Annotated in this window: 14 protein-coding genes and 1 pseudogene; 5 read left to right on the top strand and 10 right to left on the bottom strand. The window is 54.0% G+C overall.

The window, feature by feature from the left end:
- Positions 1-7: 7 nt before the first annotated feature.
- The 3 genes from SYN7336_RS04485 to SYN7336_RS04475 form a co-directional block, all read right to left on the bottom strand.
- The gene (locus SYN7336_RS04485) at positions 8-640 is read right to left on the bottom strand and encodes a ribonuclease H-like domain-containing protein (RefSeq protein WP_017324729.1); all 633 of its coding nucleotides are present in this window, start codon (positions 638-640) and stop codon (positions 8-10) included.
- Between the two features lie 107 nt (positions 641-747).
- Positions 748-2865, bottom strand: coding sequence for a CHASE2 domain-containing protein (locus SYN7336_RS24445; RefSeq protein WP_017324728.1), 2118 nt, complete (start codon positions 2863-2865; stop codon positions 748-750).
- 52 nt (positions 2866-2917) lie between these two features.
- Positions 2918-4567 (bottom strand): AarF/ABC1/UbiB kinase family protein, encoded by a 1650-nt coding sequence (locus SYN7336_RS04475; protein WP_017324727.1) that lies wholly within the window; start codon positions 4565-4567, stop codon positions 2918-2920.
- A gap of 251 nt (positions 4568-4818) precedes the next feature.
- Between SYN7336_RS04475 and SYN7336_RS28635 the strand changes: the two are divergent.
- Positions 4819-4935 (top strand): annotated as a pseudogene (locus tag SYN7336_RS28635) (MerR family DNA-binding transcriptional regulator); the annotation flags it as partial.
- 14 nt (positions 4936-4949) lie between these two features.
- On the opposite strand, the gene SYN7336_RS04470 reads toward SYN7336_RS28635, so the two are convergent.
- Together SYN7336_RS04470 and SYN7336_RS24440 are read right to left on the bottom strand one after the other, a co-directional pair.
- The gene (locus tag SYN7336_RS04470; RefSeq protein ID WP_017324726.1) at positions 4950-5708 is read right to left on the bottom strand and encodes a DUF3887 domain-containing protein; all 759 of its coding nucleotides are present in this window, start codon (positions 5706-5708) and stop codon (positions 4950-4952) included.
- A gap of 46 nt (positions 5709-5754) precedes the next feature.
- On the bottom strand, positions 5755-7410 hold the full coding sequence (locus SYN7336_RS24440; protein WP_051039758.1) for an alpha/beta hydrolase: 1656 nt from the start codon (positions 7408-7410) through the stop codon (positions 5755-5757).
- Between the two features lie 235 nt (positions 7411-7645).
- On the opposite strand from SYN7336_RS24440, the gene SYN7336_RS24435 reads away from it, so the two are divergent.
- Positions 7646-8968, top strand: coding sequence for an efflux RND transporter periplasmic adaptor subunit (locus SYN7336_RS24435; RefSeq protein WP_017324724.1), 1323 nt, complete (start codon positions 7646-7648; stop codon positions 8966-8968).
- 6 nt (positions 8969-8974) lie between these two features.
- Here SYN7336_RS24435 and SYN7336_RS04455 read toward each other — a convergent pair whose 3' ends face one another.
- The 5 genes from SYN7336_RS04455 to SYN7336_RS32615 all read right to left on the bottom strand — a co-directional run bounded on the left by SYN7336_RS04455 (position 8975) and on the right by SYN7336_RS32615 (position 15095).
- The gene (locus SYN7336_RS04455; protein ID WP_017324723.1) at positions 8975-9523 is read right to left on the bottom strand and encodes a GUN4 domain-containing protein; all 549 of its coding nucleotides are present in this window, start codon (positions 9521-9523) and stop codon (positions 8975-8977) included.
- A gap of 126 nt (positions 9524-9649) precedes the next feature.
- Complete coding sequence (locus tag SYN7336_RS04450) at positions 9650-10003, bottom strand: hypothetical protein (protein WP_017324722.1); 354 nt, start codon at positions 10001-10003, stop codon at positions 9650-9652.
- Positions 10004-10088: 85 nt separating this feature from the next.
- The gene (locus SYN7336_RS04440) at positions 10089-13409 is read right to left on the bottom strand and encodes an efflux RND transporter permease subunit (RefSeq protein WP_017324720.1); all 3321 of its coding nucleotides are present in this window, start codon (positions 13407-13409) and stop codon (positions 10089-10091) included.
- A 171-nt stretch (positions 13410-13580) separates the two neighbouring features.
- Positions 13581-14294, bottom strand: a complete 714-nt coding sequence (locus tag SYN7336_RS27680; RefSeq protein ID WP_017324718.1) for a potassium channel family protein — start codon at positions 14292-14294, stop codon at positions 13581-13583.
- A 603-nt stretch (positions 14295-14897) separates the two neighbouring features.
- Positions 14898-15095, bottom strand: coding sequence for a hypothetical protein (locus SYN7336_RS32615; protein ID WP_017324716.1), 198 nt, complete (start codon positions 15093-15095; stop codon positions 14898-14900).
- Between SYN7336_RS32615 and SYN7336_RS32905 the strand changes: the two genes are divergently transcribed.
- The 3 genes from SYN7336_RS32905 to SYN7336_RS04415 all read left to right on the top strand — a co-directional run bounded on the left by SYN7336_RS32905 (position 15069) and on the right by SYN7336_RS04415 (position 16388).
- Positions 15069-15149, top strand: coding sequence for a hypothetical protein (locus SYN7336_RS32905; RefSeq protein ID WP_369791877.1), 81 nt, complete (start codon positions 15069-15071; stop codon positions 15147-15149). The genes SYN7336_RS32615 and SYN7336_RS32905 overlap by 27 nt on opposite strands.
- A gap of 117 nt (positions 15150-15266) precedes the next feature.
- Positions 15267-15410 carry a hypothetical protein gene (locus tag SYN7336_RS30480; RefSeq protein ID WP_156820024.1) on the top strand — a complete coding sequence of 48 codons (144 nt, stop codon included), beginning with the start codon at positions 15267-15269 and terminating at the stop codon, positions 15408-15410.
- A gap of 138 nt (positions 15411-15548) precedes the next feature.
- Positions 15549-16388, top strand: coding sequence for a Uma2 family endonuclease (locus SYN7336_RS04415; RefSeq protein WP_017324715.1), 840 nt, complete (start codon positions 15549-15551; stop codon positions 16386-16388).
- The last annotated feature ends 85 nt before the right edge of the window (positions 16389-16473 follow it).

Raw genomic sequence — 16473 nt, 5'->3', positions numbered from 1 at the left:
TGATTGACTAATGGTGGTTGAAGATATTGCCATATCCCAGAATGTCTAAATCGACGCGGGTGGGAATGTGTTCGAAGCAGCGTTGGGCTACGTCCCAGCGTTCTTCTCGTTCGAGCATGCGGATCAGGCGATCGCGAGCGGGAATGAGGTAGCGAACGTCGTTGGCGGCGTACTGGAGTTGCGCTTCGGTGAGTTCGTAGACGGCTCCCCAATCGGAGGATTGCGAGGTTTTGTCGAGTTCGGCGCCTAACAGCTCTTTCACTAAATCTTTGAGGCCGTGGCGATCGGTGTAGGTGCGAGCGAGTTTGCTGGCAATTTTAGTGCAGAAGAGGGGTTGGGTTTGGATGCCGAGATGGTATTTCAGGGCAGTGACGTCGAAGCGGGCAAAGTGGAAGATCTTTTCCACCGACTCGGCTTCCATTAACATTTTTAAATTGGGGGCGGAGGACGTGCCTCGCTCGAGGCGAACGACGACGATGTGCTCGCTGCTGTCGCAAAGTTGCACGGTACAGAGGCGATCGCGTTGAGGTAACAATCCCATTGTTTCGGTGTCTATGGCTAAGACAGGCTCGGTCGAGTAGGACTCCAGAATGTCTGTCGAAATATCGTTATCGCAAATTTGAAAGTCTGGCAAACCCACGACGGCAGCTCCAAAGGTTCCCTCTTACTATTCCATACCTGCAGGGCAGTGGGGTGGATATCTTGCCGCGATCGCCTTCGAGCAATTCGGGTGTTCGAGCTAACATTTCAGACATTCTCAACCGTTACATCAATACTCGCATCCGCTCCTGAAGGACTGGGATCGTCCAACTGAGAGGTGTGCAGCTCTGCAGGAGATTGCCGTTGCTCGCGATAGTTAGCAAAGTCTGTTTGCACGCGATCGTACAGGTCTCGGCTCCCTCCTTTGAGGCAAATCACTTCATACAGTTCTGTCTCGGAGCTGCGCCCCCGCAGTTGGTGGCGACCGCGCGATCGCACCTCGATCGCCTCCTTCACCAGCTCGTAAACTGATTCAGTTACGAGTAAATCGGTCCCGAGGGTTTTGGTCAGGGACTCCACTCGGCTGGCCACATTCACGGCATCTCCAATCGCCGTATATTCCAGCCGCTGCGGCGAACCAATATTGCCTGCCACCACCTCGCCAAAGTTAATCCCAATGCCGTTAAACATGAGCGGCTTGCCTTGCTGCTGCCACTCCTGACGCAATTGCTCCAATGCTTTGCGCATGGCGAGGGCAGCTTTGATGGCATTGAGGGCATCCTGCTGGGGGCCAACGCTGATGGGGAAGCCAAATTCGGCCATGACGGCATCGCCGATAAATTTATCGACGCAACCCTGTTGCTGGGTGATGGCCTCCACCATCGTGCCCAAATAGCGATTCAGTTGCGGAACCAATAGGTCGGGCGGCAGTTGGTTGGAGATGGTGGTAAACCCGCGAATATCGGAAAACAGGACCGCAACATTGAGGTTGCGGCCTTTGAGCATCTGCTGAAAGTCGTCCTTTTGGCTGACGATCTCGGCGGCGATCGGGGCAGATACATAGCGTTCGAGGGTGCGGCGCAGGCGCAGGCGGTTGGTGCGCTCGGCGATCGCGCAATTCACACCATCGAATAGGCCAATGCCCGACACGATTGCCCCCGCCCAGACCGTCACGGGCACCACCCACCCCGCTAGAAAGAGGAGGTAAGCGATCCCTCCCCAAAGCGTTACCACCCCTGCCGTCGACAGCACAATCTTGGTGGTAGTGGTCCAGCGGGTCACCAACCAACCGCCCCCACACCCAAGCCCAATCAACACAAGAAATTGCCATGACTTGGGCAGGACTCGCAAACCCCGATCTTCGAGCAAAGTAGCCAGATTATTGGCTTGAATTTCGGGACCGGACATGGAGTCCCAGGGGGTGAGGTGATGGTCTTGCAAAATGTCGGCAGTTGCCCCTACAATGACGATTTTGTCGCGAAAGATGGCACCGTCTTGCAAATTTTTCCGACGCACTTCGGGGACGAGCAGATCTAGATAGGAATAGATCGGAAAGGTATTGGGCTGGCCGTAATAATAAATCCACTCTCCTCGGTTGGGGATAGCGTCCAAACCACTCGCGATCGCTGCTGCTTCGGAGAGAGAGGGGAGTCGAGAGGAGCGACCGAGCAAAGGACAGTTGTAGGGATGAATTCTAGCCAGTTCGTAAACAGCGGTGTCCGATTCTTTCTTCACGTTGATAAATCCGACGGCAAGATCGGGATTGTCTTGCCAGAAATGGGGCATCACAGTTTGTTGCAGCAGCAGTTGTCCCCTGTCCAAGCGATTTTCACATTGAGCTGACAGAACGACGCGATCGCTGTACTTAGATAAGGCTCGGGCAAAAGCAAGATCGGCTTCTGTATCGGTACTGGGGAGACTAAATAAGATGTCGAACACAACCACTCTTGCACCCGCCTCCATCAGTAACTCCAACGCTTGAGCGTGGACGCTGCGGGGCCAGGGCCAGACTCCGATCTCTGCCAGTAGAGGATTTTCTGCAATATCCTCCTCAAAAATGACTGGTTCCATCGAAGCGTTATCAATACTGAGGATGACGATGGAGTTAGGGGGAGGGGTGTACCCCCGCATGCGGGTGAAGAGGGTTTGTACCCCCAGTTCCATGTTGGGCAGCGGATTGGCAGAGCGAAACGATCGGACTGCTCTGGCAACGGCAGGAGACACGCGCAACCGCAGGAGGCCCTCGTCTCCCAACTGCTGAATCAACCAGACTCCCGCAATGCCGAAGGTTAACCCGCCGATGATAGCGAGCTGCCGGCGCAGGCGCGTGGGCGGCAAGAGTCTAAAAATGTTGAGGCGGGCAAAGGGGGGGAGCAGTCTGTGCATGAGATCGTTTGCTATCTATCCCTGTTTTATCCGGTTACGATCGCCTTCACCTCTACTTCGGGCCGCCCGAACGGATAATTTCCACCAAGAGCCAAACGCCTAAAACACTGGCCGCAATAAACAGAGCATTGCCAACCCAAAACAGGTGACTGGTGGGGTCGGGGGTCGCGATCGTAGCAGCTCCAATAATCAGAGCTCCCACCACAATACTGAAGGACAGGCGGTTGGCCGAGTCATCGAGACTTTTGCGCAGGGGATCGAGCTCCCTCAAGCTGAGATTCCACTGCAATGTGTCATTGGCGAATCGTTCTAAGATTAATCCGAACTGATAAGGAGATTGCAGCGAGAGCGCGCGAATATCTAGCAGTGCCCTCAGCGCAGTTGTCAGAGGGCGATTGCCCAGCACTTGTTCTTGCAGCAGATCGGTGGCCAGCGGTCGAATTTCTGCCACCACATCAAACTCTGGGTCTAGCGATCGACCCACCCCTTCTAGATTGGCGAGGGCCTTCGCACAGAGTCCCAAATTCCCCGGTACGCGAATCTGATTTTTGCGCGCCGCTTCCAGCACTTCGTAAAAGAGCTGCCCGAAATTGAGCTGTGCCAGACTGACGCCAGCATAGCGGCGGAGCAGGCGCGTCAAGTCGTTTTGCAAAGACACCAACCGAATCGGGGTCTCGGGAGGGGAAAGTTTGAGAATGAGTCGGGCACAGCGTTGGGAATCGAGGGTGGAGATGGCCAGCAGCAGTTCCACCAAAATGTCTTGGGTGCGGGGATCGAGGTTGCCCACCATGCCGCAATCGAGTAGGGCGATCTGTCCCCCCTGCAGATAAAACAGATTGCCGGGATGGGGATCGGCATGGAAGAAACCATCCAGGCAAATTTGCTGAAAGAAGGCCCGCAGCAGCAAACGGGCGATCGCTTTCCGCTCTTTTTGTACTGCTTCTGGTTTGCCAGACATCTCGGCTGACAGCAGCGACGTTCCCTCCAGCCATTCCAACACCAACACTTTGTCGGTGGTGACCTCCCAAATCACTTCGGGAATCGCCAGTCTTTCCCCCTCAAACCAGCGACTGTCGGCCAAGTTTTGACGCAGTCGATCGGTGTGTTTTGCCTCTTGTGTAAAGTTGAGTTCTGCCTGCAGAGACTCGGCGAATTCATTCGCTAATTCGACGATGTCGTAGGTACGACCGAATTCGGTCGAGGCAACCAAGTCAGCCGCCAATTTAATCAGCTCAATATCTCGCGCAACGAGCCGATCGAGGTCGGGGCGCTGAATTTTAACCGCCACTTCTCGACCTCTGGCAAGCGTGGCGCGGTGAATTTGGGCAATCGAGCCTGCCGCGACGGGCTCGCGGTCGATCGCGGTAAAGATCTCCTCTAGCTCGCGATCGGCAAATTGCTCTTCGAGCAGCATTTCCACCTGCACCCACGCTACCGGTGGAACGTTGGCCTGTAGGTCGGAAAGAGCATCGATGTAGGCGGCGGGCAAGAGGTCGGGACGGGTGCTGAGCAGTTGGCCCAGCTTGACGTAAACTGGCCCCAGCTCTACCAAAATATTGCGTAACACCGCTGGAGGAGGCAGAACGGGTTCTCCGGCCTTGCGACCGGTGAGCAACTGTCGCATGTAACCCCAGCCGTTGCGAAGCACGACCTCGACGATTTCCCTTTGACGGGAAGTGATGCGGGCAAAGCGAGATAGCACGAAGTCTCCTACGGGCAATGGTGCCAAATAGCGATCTGTACCAGACTAGCGCCCATAGCTGCTAGAGTCTGCGATCGCGCTAAGCAAAGGGCATCTCTTATTTCTGGGCGATCGCGTCTTCCTTGCTCGTCATGGATTGCCCCTGCTCTTTCGCATCGAGATTGTTTGCAGACTTTCAGCCTACTGATGAAGTAGGCAGCTCGCAAACTTGTGCTTGACTTAGAGCGCGCTCTAATTTCTAGGCTAGGGATATGGCAGAGGAACTCACCATTCAGCAAGTTGCGGAGGCAGCCGGACTGAGCGTTCACACACTGCGCTATTACGAGCGCTGCAATCTGATTGCGCCCATCAGTCGGCTGGCCAACGGCCATCGACGCTACCCCTATATCTGTCGGGGAAAATCCACGCCGACAATCTGTCGCTCCCGATTGACAAAGATCAGCAAATTCTCAGTCACATTCTCAAACTCCAATGTGACGAATACGATGTCGAGTTCAGATGTTTGTCGTACTTCTGAAGACAGTCGTTGCTGGAACGGACCGACGATCGCCTGCAGGCGATCCCATTTTTCCTGCAGATCTTCCGGCAGCAATTCCCCCTTTAGCACCGGGTGTAGGTCTCGACGGGCCTCGACAAACTCGCTGGCAGCGAGTGCATCGACCATCTGCTCGGCGATCTCCATCGCCGTCTGGGTGCGTAACGGCGGGAAATCTAAGCCCACAATCTGTTGCTGGCGATCGAACACCATTAATAAATCGCCAGCCGCATGTTCAAATTCCAACTCAATCGCGACAAAATCGGTGTTGACAGCCCATTCGTATCGAGACTGACCCCGCCGAGCAAACGGCCCCGCTGTCTCCAAAATCTCCTGCCATTCCTGCTCGATGGTTGCTTCCGTAAATTGTTCCCTCAGCGACTCAGCAATGAACCCCCGCACGCGGGCAAAATTGCCCTGATTGAGAGCGTCGATAAACTCTTCTGCTCTCTCCTCCAGAACTTGTGCTCGGACAGCAATATCTGCCGATAATTCGCTGGACTCGGTTGCACTACTCTCTTGGGCTAGGACTGGTAAAGGGGCGATCGCCCCTGCAAAAAATCCTGCGAGGGCGATCGCGACTCCGAACCCTTTTTGCTGCGCCATTTTGGTATCTCCGTTGTCCTAAATGTATTTCGTTAAATATGCATATTTACTCAGACAGCCTCACAGCTGCGTCTAGATCGGCTTGAGTAAACGATCGTGTTAATGCATACTCAAAATCCCCGCTGCTTGACGGCAACAAGAGTTCCGCGAGAAAAGACTCGTGTTCGCTCGACCCGTTGATATACGTTTCGAAAAAGGTTGTCGCCATCCATTGCATTGTAGGTTGGGCCAGTTCCGGATCGGGACCGATCAGTTGCTTGGGAAGTTCGACAATGGCATCTTCACTGCCTGTTAAAAAGGTAAAGTGGGTCCCATTTTCGATAAAAACCAAGTATCGTTCTTCGGTCTCCAACCAAGTGAAAGGAACGATTTGCTCGTCAACTGCGGGCGTCACGAAGTCATGGGAACTTGCCACCATCATGATGGGTACCTGCAGCTGACTCATGCCGCGAGGGCCGAAGAGCGAGCTACTGACTGGGTTGACAGCTAAAACAGCGGCGACGCGATCGTCGCGCAAGTTGCCATCTGACTGGGGCAATTCCTGCAGTTGACATTGCAATAAAAGTGACAAATTGAACGGCAGAATTTCTTTTTCAGCGTCTTGGCAACTTTGCATTAGGTAATCGAAATCGAGTTGGGCCCCGCCAGCAGCCAAAACGGTATACCCGCCCAAAGATTGGCCGAAAATTCCCACGCGATCGGTACGCAATCTCCCCTGCCAAGTGGGGAGCTCAGCAATCTTTTGCTCGAGATCGTCTAGCAGAGCCGTGATGTCGTTGGGTCGTTGTACAAAGAGTTTGGGATTGGGTTGCTCGGCGAAACCATTGATATATTGTTGGAATCGAAGTGCGTCTGTATCGGGATGTTCGATCGCCGCAACTGCAAAGCCATGGGAGGCGAGGTGTTCTGCCAGATAGGCAAAGGTGGCACGGCTGGAGGCAACGCCGTGGGAGATAACAATGAGTGGCGCAGGCACATCGAGGCCCTGCGGCAAGTAGACATCAGCAGTCACTAATTCTTGGAAGCCCCGTTTGGGATTATTAAACGCAATCTCCCTCTTTTCCCAGGTCAGCGTTCCGGGATCTCCGGGGGCAGTGAAGTTCGGCGGTAACTGGTCTGGGGATGGAGCGATCGCCTTCTGCTGAATTGCAGCAAAGATGTTGTCGCTGTCAATAATGATTTTCTTGAGGTCTTCAGCCGCTTCCAACGCGACGTTTAAATCGATCCGCACCTGACTCAGGGGATATTTTTGGATGAAGTTCATAATGGTTAGCCCCGTGTCATCAGTAGCGGCCAAAACCAATGAAGCTCGTAGAGCTTTAAACAGGGCTTCATCGTCTAGCCCGCCCCAAAACATCACCAGCAGGCGTCGCAACAAAGATTCTCCAGCGGGATCTCTGACAAAAGTTGTGATGACATTGGGCTCAACTGCAAGAGGTCGCTGCAATACGGTACGCAGAATAGCTTGCTCTTCTTCAGTCAGGCGGTTGGCATACCACTGCAAACTGCGGGGAATCTCGCCGGTTGTGACGAAGGTGTCTAAATCTTCTACCGAGATCGATCGCTGCGCGACACGATATCTAATGCTGATTTCCTCAGCTGACTGTGCCGGAAAACTGATGAGTGAGGTCGAGAGTAGCACGCAACCGAGAACCCCTAGAGAGAGAAACCAGTTGGCAGTGTATCTTTGGATTCCTCGCATCACAACTTCCTTTGAAATCGTTGTATGAATCGTTGTATGAATGCCGCGATCTCGAACACCTCGCAAAATTCTATCAGCTTTATCAGCTATGTCTGTCTTCTCCATACCCTCAGGATTTCCTCTCAATGCAAGTCGACACTTGACAGCCAGTCACCTTCAAAACCAGCTGGTTAGCCGCTGCAAACAATTTCTCTATCTATAATTATCGAGAAGGCTCGCCGCGAGAAAACTTAAAGTGATTGGTACGAAAGGTAACGCGCACTCCAGCCAGCCAACCCTGTTTCCAGGCCAATTTGGCCGCGCCTTAATGCCGATCGCTGCCCTAGTCGTACTGGCGGCCTGTGGCGGTGGCGGTAGTGGTCCGCAGGCCGATCGGGCGGTGCCGGTGGACATTGAGCCAGTGCGAGAAGCCCTTGTGCGAGATAGCACAGTGTATCTCGCCAACATCGTGTCTGAGGAATTTGCCACCATTAGCCCGCGCGTGTCGGGCAATCTCAGCGCCGTCTACGTTCGCTTGGGGGATGAGGTCTCAGCAAGAGACCCACTCATGCAAATCGATGCTGGTGTCTCTCGGGCCGAACTCGATGCTGCACGGTCTACCGTAGTTGCCAGAGAGCAGGCGATGCGTCGCCAGGAAGCAGCACTGGAACGCGCCCTGGCCCAACAACGTAGTGCTGAGGCCGAGGTCGAGCTGCGCCAGGTCGAATTCGAGCGCAATACTTTTTTGCAAACAGAAGGAGTGGTTTCGCAGCAAGCTCTGGACGAGGCGAGTCGCAACATTCGTCAGGCGGAAGCAGATGTGGCTGCTCAGGTAGAAGCCGTGCGGGAATCGCAAGTGGCGATCGCCGAGATGCGGGCCCAGGCAGAAGAAGCAGAAGCTTCGGCCCAAGCGAGTGCCTCTCAGCTCGAATTTTTTACGATTCGCGCTCCTTTTAGCGGCACCATCGGTGAAGTTCCGGTCAAAGTGGGCGATTTTGTCCAGACCAGTACAGTGCTGACTACACTGACGCAGGATCGGGCACTGGAAGTGGAAATTCGCATTCCACTCGAACGCGCACCGCAAATTGCTTCGGGGTTGCCGGTGGATTTTTTGAGCGAGACCGACGAGACCATTGGAACCAGCGAAATTTCCTTTATCGACCCAAGGGTGGACAATGAAACCCAGTCCATCTTGGTGAAGGCCATTTACGAAAATTTGGACGGCAGGTTGCGCAATAGCCAATTTGTCCGCGCTCGCGTCATTTGGAGCGAGTCGCCGGGGCTGTTGGTCCCGACTTCAGCTATTTCGCGCATTGGCGGTCAGAGTTTTGTGTTTGTCGCGTCACCTGCAGGGGTCGAGTCTGGCGAAGCGGAGCCTGTCGAGAACGCCGACGAAGTGATTGCAGTACAAACTCCCATCCAACTAGGAGCCATTCAGGGACAAAGCTATCACGTTAAAGATGGCTTAAACCCAGGCGATCGCATTGTCACCAGCGGCATTCTCAAACTGCGTAACAACACACCCATCACCCAACTGTCTGAAGCAGAGGCTGAGAACTCTGCCGAGGCTGCATCCTAATTTCAGTTACAAACTGCAAGCCATCAATCGAGCCAAAAACGAATTCACCATTTTGGCTCCGTAGGGCGACTTCCACCAGGCAGCAGGGAAGCAGCCCGAGGGGGCATCGAGACTAAAAGTCCAGGTGTCGTAGGTGTCTCCCTGCCATTGTCCGTTGACGCACCAGCCCAGTCGTTCGCCAAGTTGGCGCAGTAAGTCCATATCGTCTTCGCGGGTGGAATCGAGAGAGCCGCCCACACCGCGATAAGTCGCAAGCTGGACGCTAAATCCAAACCGCCCACCACTGGCGATCGACCAGAGTTGGTCGATCGCCAGCAATTCGCCACAGGGAAATGTTGCAATGTCTTCAGGCGCGAGGGAGTCTCGATCGTGGCCGGCAATTTCTAATAACACCCGAGCCGTTTCGCGATCGGCTTCCTTCCAGTCGCCAGCGGTCAGACAATCGCGCAGCCGCCCGAAGCGGTAGACATCGGCCACCATGGCCATTTTTCCTTCCAGCTTGGCAACGCGATCGCTTAATTGGGCCACCAGTGCTGCTAGATCGGTATCAGACACAGCTTTCCTTCTCCCTCGAACTGAGTTGTTAGCTAGTTACTCCGGCGGATCGCCATTCTTTTCGAAGCTGTCATCGTCGAGCTGCCATCTCTAAAGCTGGCAAGACAGAACCGGAATCCATTCTATTTAGGATGAAGTCTTTACCTTTGCCCCCAACTGCGAACGGAAGCGACGCAAGTGTTCGGATAGGGTCAGACTATAAATCATGCCGGGAGGCGTAGGCGGTAGCGTGCGCTGATACGACCGACAAATCCATTCGCAATCATCTAGCTTAAAGCGATGGAAGACATCGGCATAGAGACCGTAGTCCTCCACTAAGCGGTTCAGCTCTTCCTGATAGACGATCAATTGGGCGTCGCTGCCGTCGAGGGTCTCGGTGAAGGTGCGCAGCAGAGCGCAAACGATGGGGAACTGACCGCGATTGATATCTCGCATACTGACTTGCAGTTCGATGTTTTCGCGATCTTTGTAAACTGGCATGGTTTTTGCTTACCTCAACAGCTTGTCAGGATGGCCGATCCTCCGAAGCGATCGCGACCCTCTGGAGAATCGCGATCGCCAGAACCTAGACTGAGGATTTGTCTTCTCTATCTGCAGTGAATGACTGGCTAGATGCTCCGTTTCCAGAGGCGTGGGGGGGGGTGGAGGCGAGTTCGCGATCGCCCGAGTGGGGCAAGAGCGATCGCAGCCAGCCTGTAATGTCCCCCTTGCCATTCTTCGGGCGATCGCTCGGCGGTGCGGGTTGGCCGCCGGAGAACGATTGGGCCAACTGTTTAATCACAATATAGAGAATGGGGGCAAAGAACAGACTCAACACCGTCGCCACCAACATGCCGCCGAATACCGCCGTTCCCAACGACCAGCGACTCACCGACCCGGCCCCAGATGCGGTCAGCAGCGGCAAAAAGCCCACCAGGGTAGAAAATGCCGTCATCAAAATCGGTCGGAACCTCAGCTCGCCAGCTCGCAATGCCGCTTGGGGGATGCTCAGTCCCTTGGCGACTTCCTGGTTGGCAAAGTCCACAATCAAAATTGTATTTTTACTGGCCAGGGCAATCAGCATCACCAGACCCACCTGGCAGTAAATGTCATTGGTGATATTGGTACCCAATAGGTTGGCTCGCAGCCAAACTGCCACGAGAGCACCCAGTATTGCGAGGGGCACTGTCAGCAGAATAATGATTGGATCGACGTAGCTTTCGTATTGGGCCGCCAGCACCAAAAAGACGACGATAATGCCCAGCAGAAAGACGTAGACCACCAATCCTCCAGCTCTGACTTCCTCTAAAGCCGTCGTCGTCCACTCAAACGTAACGCCAGGGATGGTGGCTCGCTCGAATGTTTCCTCCATAGCCTGAATTGCCTGCCCGGAGCTCTTGCCGGCAGCGGGACTGCCCTGCAGCTTGATGGAGCGAAACAGGTTGTAGTGGTTGATGGATTGAGGACCGACAATCGCTTCTCTCCGCACCAAATTGTCGAGCGGAACGAGCGATCCGGTGGTGGAACGAACGTAGAGCTGGTCGATATCGGCGGGATCGGAGCGAAACTCAGACTCTGCCTGAACGTAAACCCGATACTGGCGCTGACCTAAGGTAAATTGATTGACAAAGGCCGATCCCAAATAGATTTGCAGCGTCGAGAAAATATCGTCGACGTTGACATTCAAAGCTTTGGCACGCTCGCGATCGACTTCTACCAAAAACTGAGGAGTATTGGCCGAATATTGCGTAAACACACCGGACAAATTTGGATTGCCATCGTTGGCCACATCAATCACATCTCGGGCAACCCCGAGGAATTCCTGTGACGTCAAGGTGCCAGTGCGATCCTGCAGTTGGAATTCGAAGCCCCCCGTGCTACTCAACCCCGGCACTGGAGGCGCATTGACCGCCAATACAATGCCATCGGTAATCTCTGACAGTCTGCCATTGAGGCGATCGAGCAAGGCGAACGCAGACTGTTGGGGTTGTTTGCGTTCGCTCCAGTCTTTGAGCGTGATAAATCCCGTAATTTGATTGGAGCCGCGACCGTCAAAGCCAAAGCCGCTAAGCCCAGAAAAGGTAGCAACTTCGGGAAAATCTTGGGTGACCTCGTAAATTTGGCTCGCCAGATTGCGGGTGTAGTCTAGCGATACTCCTTCTGGGGCGCGACCGACTACAAGCACATACCCCTGATCTTCTTCGGGAATAAAGCCCGTCGGCACAATTTGGTACATCCAGACCATCAGCGCCAAACCGCCCACAAAAGCAACCATTACGAGTGCCTTGGCGCGGTTCAAATTGCCCATTAGCCCCCGATAGCGATCGATAATCCAGCTAAACCCTCGGTTGAACCTGTCAAACAAACGACCCAACAGTCCGCTACCGTTGGTTTCTTGATTGGCCTGCAGTAATAGCGCCGACATGGTGGGCGAAAACGTGAGGGCGTTAAAGGTGGAAAAGAGAATCGCGAAGACAATAGTGAGGGCAAATTGGCGGTAAACAATCCCAGTAGAACCGGGCAGGAGAGAGACGGGGATAAAGACAGCCATCAACACCAGAGACGTGGCGACGATCGCCCCGGTCAGTTCTTTCATGGCGTCCATCGCAGCTTGACGCGGCCGCATCCCTTGGGAAATTTTGACAGAGACAGCTTCAACCACCACAATGCCGTCATCCACCACGAGGCCAGTCGCCAAAATAAAGGCAAACAGGGTCAGCGTGTTGGCTGAGAAACCCACCGCGAACAACATGGCGCAGGCTCCCAGCAAAGCCACCGGAATCGCCACAGCCGGAATGAGCGTCGTCCGCCAATCTTGCAAAAACACAAAGATCGCCAGAACGACCAGCACGATCGCCTGAACCAGGTTGGAAATCACCTCCGCCAGAGACACCTCGACAAATTTAGTGGTGTCGTAAGCCAGGGTACCTTGCACCCCAGAAGGAAAAGCTTGAGATAATTCTTCCATCTTGGCTTTGACGGCTTGTGCCACTGCCAGGGCGTTACTGCCCGGTAATTGATAGACGGCAAAAAAGACGGCAGGGCGATCGTTGAAGTCTACGGCGATTTGGTAATCTTCTGCCCCGAGTTCGGCTCGGCCCACGTCCCTTAGCTTAACCAGATTGCCCGCCTCCCCTGTGGCAATCACGAGGTTCTCGAACTCCTCTTGCGATTCCAGTCGCCCTCGCGCCCGCAAGCTAATTTGAAACTCTTGACCCTGAGGCGAGGGGGGCAACCCCACTTGTCCCGCACTCACCTGAATGTTTTGCTCTTGTAGGGCCGCCACGACATCTTGCGCCGCCAGACCCCGGCCAGCCATCTTATTGGGGTCGAGCCACAGCCGCATGGCGTACTTGCGTTCGCCTAAAATATCAGCCCTACCCACACCCGGTATGCGACGGATTTCATCTAAGACAAATAGATCGAGGTAGTTACTGACAAATGTCTCGTCGAATTGGTCGGTTTCGGGATAGAAGGCATAGGCCAGGAGAATATTTGTAGACGCAGCCTGAACGGTAATTCCCGTTTGCAACACTTCGCTCGGCAGGTCGGACTGGGCCGTCGAAACCTTATTTTGCACGTCTACTGTGGCTAAATCCTTATCCCGCGAAGGCTCGAAGGTGACGACGATTTGGCTGGTGCCGTCGTTGTTACTCTGCGAGGAAATATAGCGCATCCCTTCGACGCCGTTAATCTCGCGTTCGAGCGGAGTGGTGACGGTAGTTTCTACCGTTTGGGCATCAGCACCAATAAAGAGTGAATCGACAGTGATTTGGGGTGGCGCAATTTCAGGCAGTTGTTGAATGGGCAAAAACAGCAGTCCGACCGCACCCAGTAACACGATTAAGATCGAGCAGACCGTGGTCAGCACGGGACGCTTGATAAAAGCGTTAACGAACAAAATCATGGTCGGGCTTCAAGTAACAGCACGCCACCCCCTTTGGGGATAGCGCCATAGTAGCTCGGTTGCCGCAACAGGTCTGGTTCGCCAACCAACAAATTTACAGCAATTGTCATGTGCCTCGACCCTTTCTGGAGAGGGGGTCATCGATCGGCCTAAAGGTGCATAGCCCTCAATTCACTCAGAAGGGTCTCGATTTTCCGAACTGGCGCGATCGCTGGCTTCGCGGGCTGTGTAGAGCCCGACGAGACGAGCAATAAATATAGCCGGAAAGATTTGACCGACGATCGCTTCCAGGGCGGCGAGCAGCATTGAAACTGGCTGGACGGGCGCAATATCTCCATACCCCAACGTGGTGAGTGTGACGTAGCTGAAATAAAACATGCCGCTGCGCGCCGACTCCTGCGTTTCCGGCAAGGCAAACGCCAAAGGGTCAAAGATTAGGATGAGTTGGTAAATTGTTGCCCACATCAATCCAATCGTGAGATAGACCGAAATCCCTCCCACTAGCGTGTCAATAGTGACGGTCTTATCTCGAAAGATTTTTGCCACGAATAGGAGAATGACCAGCAGGAAAAACGCGATTGTGCTCAGATCGTTGACAACTTGTAAGATTGTTTCGATGGGAGTCTGCAGCTCAGCCAAAGCGATCGCGGTTCCACTGACAACCCCGGTTGCGCCTAACAGAAGAAAGGTTCGAAACAGGCGCTTGCCCACGTTGAAGGTGCGGATGACTTGCAAAATCGTTCCAAGCAAGATGTAAGCTAGCAGGAACTCGCCCCAAAAGCCGATGCGCAATATCAGTGGGGCAGCCAGAAATAAAAACAAGAAAGCAAACAGCAGTTGCAGGTACTTATCTTCAGCGCGCTCACGCCAGCGAAAGGGAAACACAATCGCGATCGCTCCTAACTAGATTTATTAAGAGCTATAACAGGAAATTGTCAGGATTGACTATTTAAGCTTAAGAACATCTCAATCTGCAGTCGGGGCAGGAGCAGGCAGTGAAATCAGCTTCTGGGTATCCTTACCCAAGCATGAGAAGCGATGTTATCTAGGAAGTCCACAATAATGAAAAAATTGTTCTGGCCATTGCGAGCCCATTTCTGACGGTAGCAGGGTGTACGGTGGAGCAGCAAGTCCTCCAGAAAGCATCCATTACAGAGGAACAGAAAGATTCAGAAAATCAACGTATTACATTCGCGGGCGGTTTGATTGAGATCCAATTCCCACTTGGATGATTTAACACTGATGAGGGCCATTCCGACGATATCCAGTACCTCTCAGAAAGACGGCGTATGAATACTGGCGTATTCTTGTACAAGTCAGAAGATTTAGCGGCAGATTCAAATCTCAGTATGTTTTTGAGGCGCATATTGATGATTTAGAATCCAAACGGGATAACTTCACTGTTATCGAGCAAGAAGAAGCAGAGAATCTTGAAGCCAAGATAATTACAACGGTTGTCTATTCGGGTGAAAAAGATGGGGCGAGAAATTACCGAAATTCCGTCGCAGTGCTCCGCCCATAGCCGCAGGCTTGGGGGGTGGTGAAGCGGCGGGCGACAGCAGTAGCCTGGAACATCCCCGAGATGCGGCTGGAGTCAGTGTCAATCCAGTTGAAGCCGCTGTAGTACGTGAGATTTTTAACAGCTATGTTCAACCAGGTATGAGTTTGGCACAACTCAGTAAACATCTCTATGGCTTGGGTATTTGTTCTCCACGCGGCAAGCAGGCTTGGACCAGTTGACGTTAAGTGAGAACTCTTCAGAGTTCTTCAAATTGTGACTGTAGGGGGCGAGCTACCCACTGGTGAGCCCGAGCCCGAATGAATTTGAATACACTGAGATTGTGGAGGCCAGCCGCAATGGTTAGCGTTTTGTCTCAGCCGTCAAACATTCACGCCGATCGGTGGAGGAAGGGGAGTTGGGCTGAGTTTGACGCTTTGGTCGATAGCCCTGCATTGGCAGGGAGCCGATTTGATTGCGATCGCGGTCAGATGAGGATATAGCGGTCGTATCCAGGAGTTTCGAGTGCTGCCAAGATTGAAGCTCTCTGTGGTGGAACGGGCTTTGAAACGCAGTCAGACTGAGGATGACGGTGCGAACCACTGGTTACTGAAGACGTTTGCCGCTGGAGGCAAGAGCTGATGGCGATTCAACTAGATGAGGCAAGGCTGGCGCAACTCGCCGAGCACGGCGTGACATTGCCTCCCACGCAAGACGAGCTGCCCTATGACGATGGAGTGCCGATGGAAACCCCTCGCCATGCCGCTCAAATGCACCTGCTGATCGAGCCGTTGCGGTTGTCTTGGCGCGATCGCGACGAGGGGTTTGTGGGGGGGAATATGTTTGTGTATTACAGCTTGGAGCAGGTGCGCGATCGCGATTTTAAGGGGCCAGATTTTTTTGCGGTGTTGGGGGTGCCGAAGCGAGAGCGCAAGAGTTGGGTGGTGTGGGAAGAAGGTAAGGGACCGGATGTGGTGATTGAACTGTTGTCGGCGAGTACGGCGGGGCGGGATAAGACGGAGAAGAAGGCAATCTATCGCGATCGCCTGCGGGTACCGGAGTATTTTTGGTTCGATCCCTTTGGAGGAGAGTTGGCAGGGTTTTCGCTGACTCAGGAGAGATATGTACCGATCGCAGTGGGGGAGGGCGATCGCTTGGTTTCGGAGGTGTTGGGGCTGGCGTTGGTGCGCTGGCACGGGGTGTTTGAGGAGATTGAGGCGGATTGGCTGCGGTGGGCGACTTTGGCGGGGGAGGTGCTGCCGTTTGAGGGGGAGTTGGCGGAGCAGGCGAGGCAGCAGGCGGAGGTTGAGAGGCAACAGGCGGAGCAGGCGAGGCAGCAGGCGGAGGTTGAGAGGCAGCGAGCAGAAGTTGAGCGGCAGCGGGCGGAGGTTGAGAAGCAGCGGGCGGAGATTGAGCGGCAGCGGGCGGAGCGATTGGCAGAACGGTTGCGGGCGTTGGGGGTTGACCCGGATGAAGCCTAGGTTCTGGGGCGATCGATCGCCAAAACTAGTTCGCGGTAATGCCCCACAGTTGAGGTTTTCACCCGTTGAATTTATAAAAACAGAG

It is taken from the genome of Synechococcus sp. PCC 7336 (genome assembly GCF_000332275.1).
Lineage (GTDB): Bacteria > Cyanobacteriota > Cyanobacteriia > Thermostichales > PCC-7336 > PCC-7336.
This window is presented reverse-complemented; position numbering and strand designations above follow the sequence as displayed.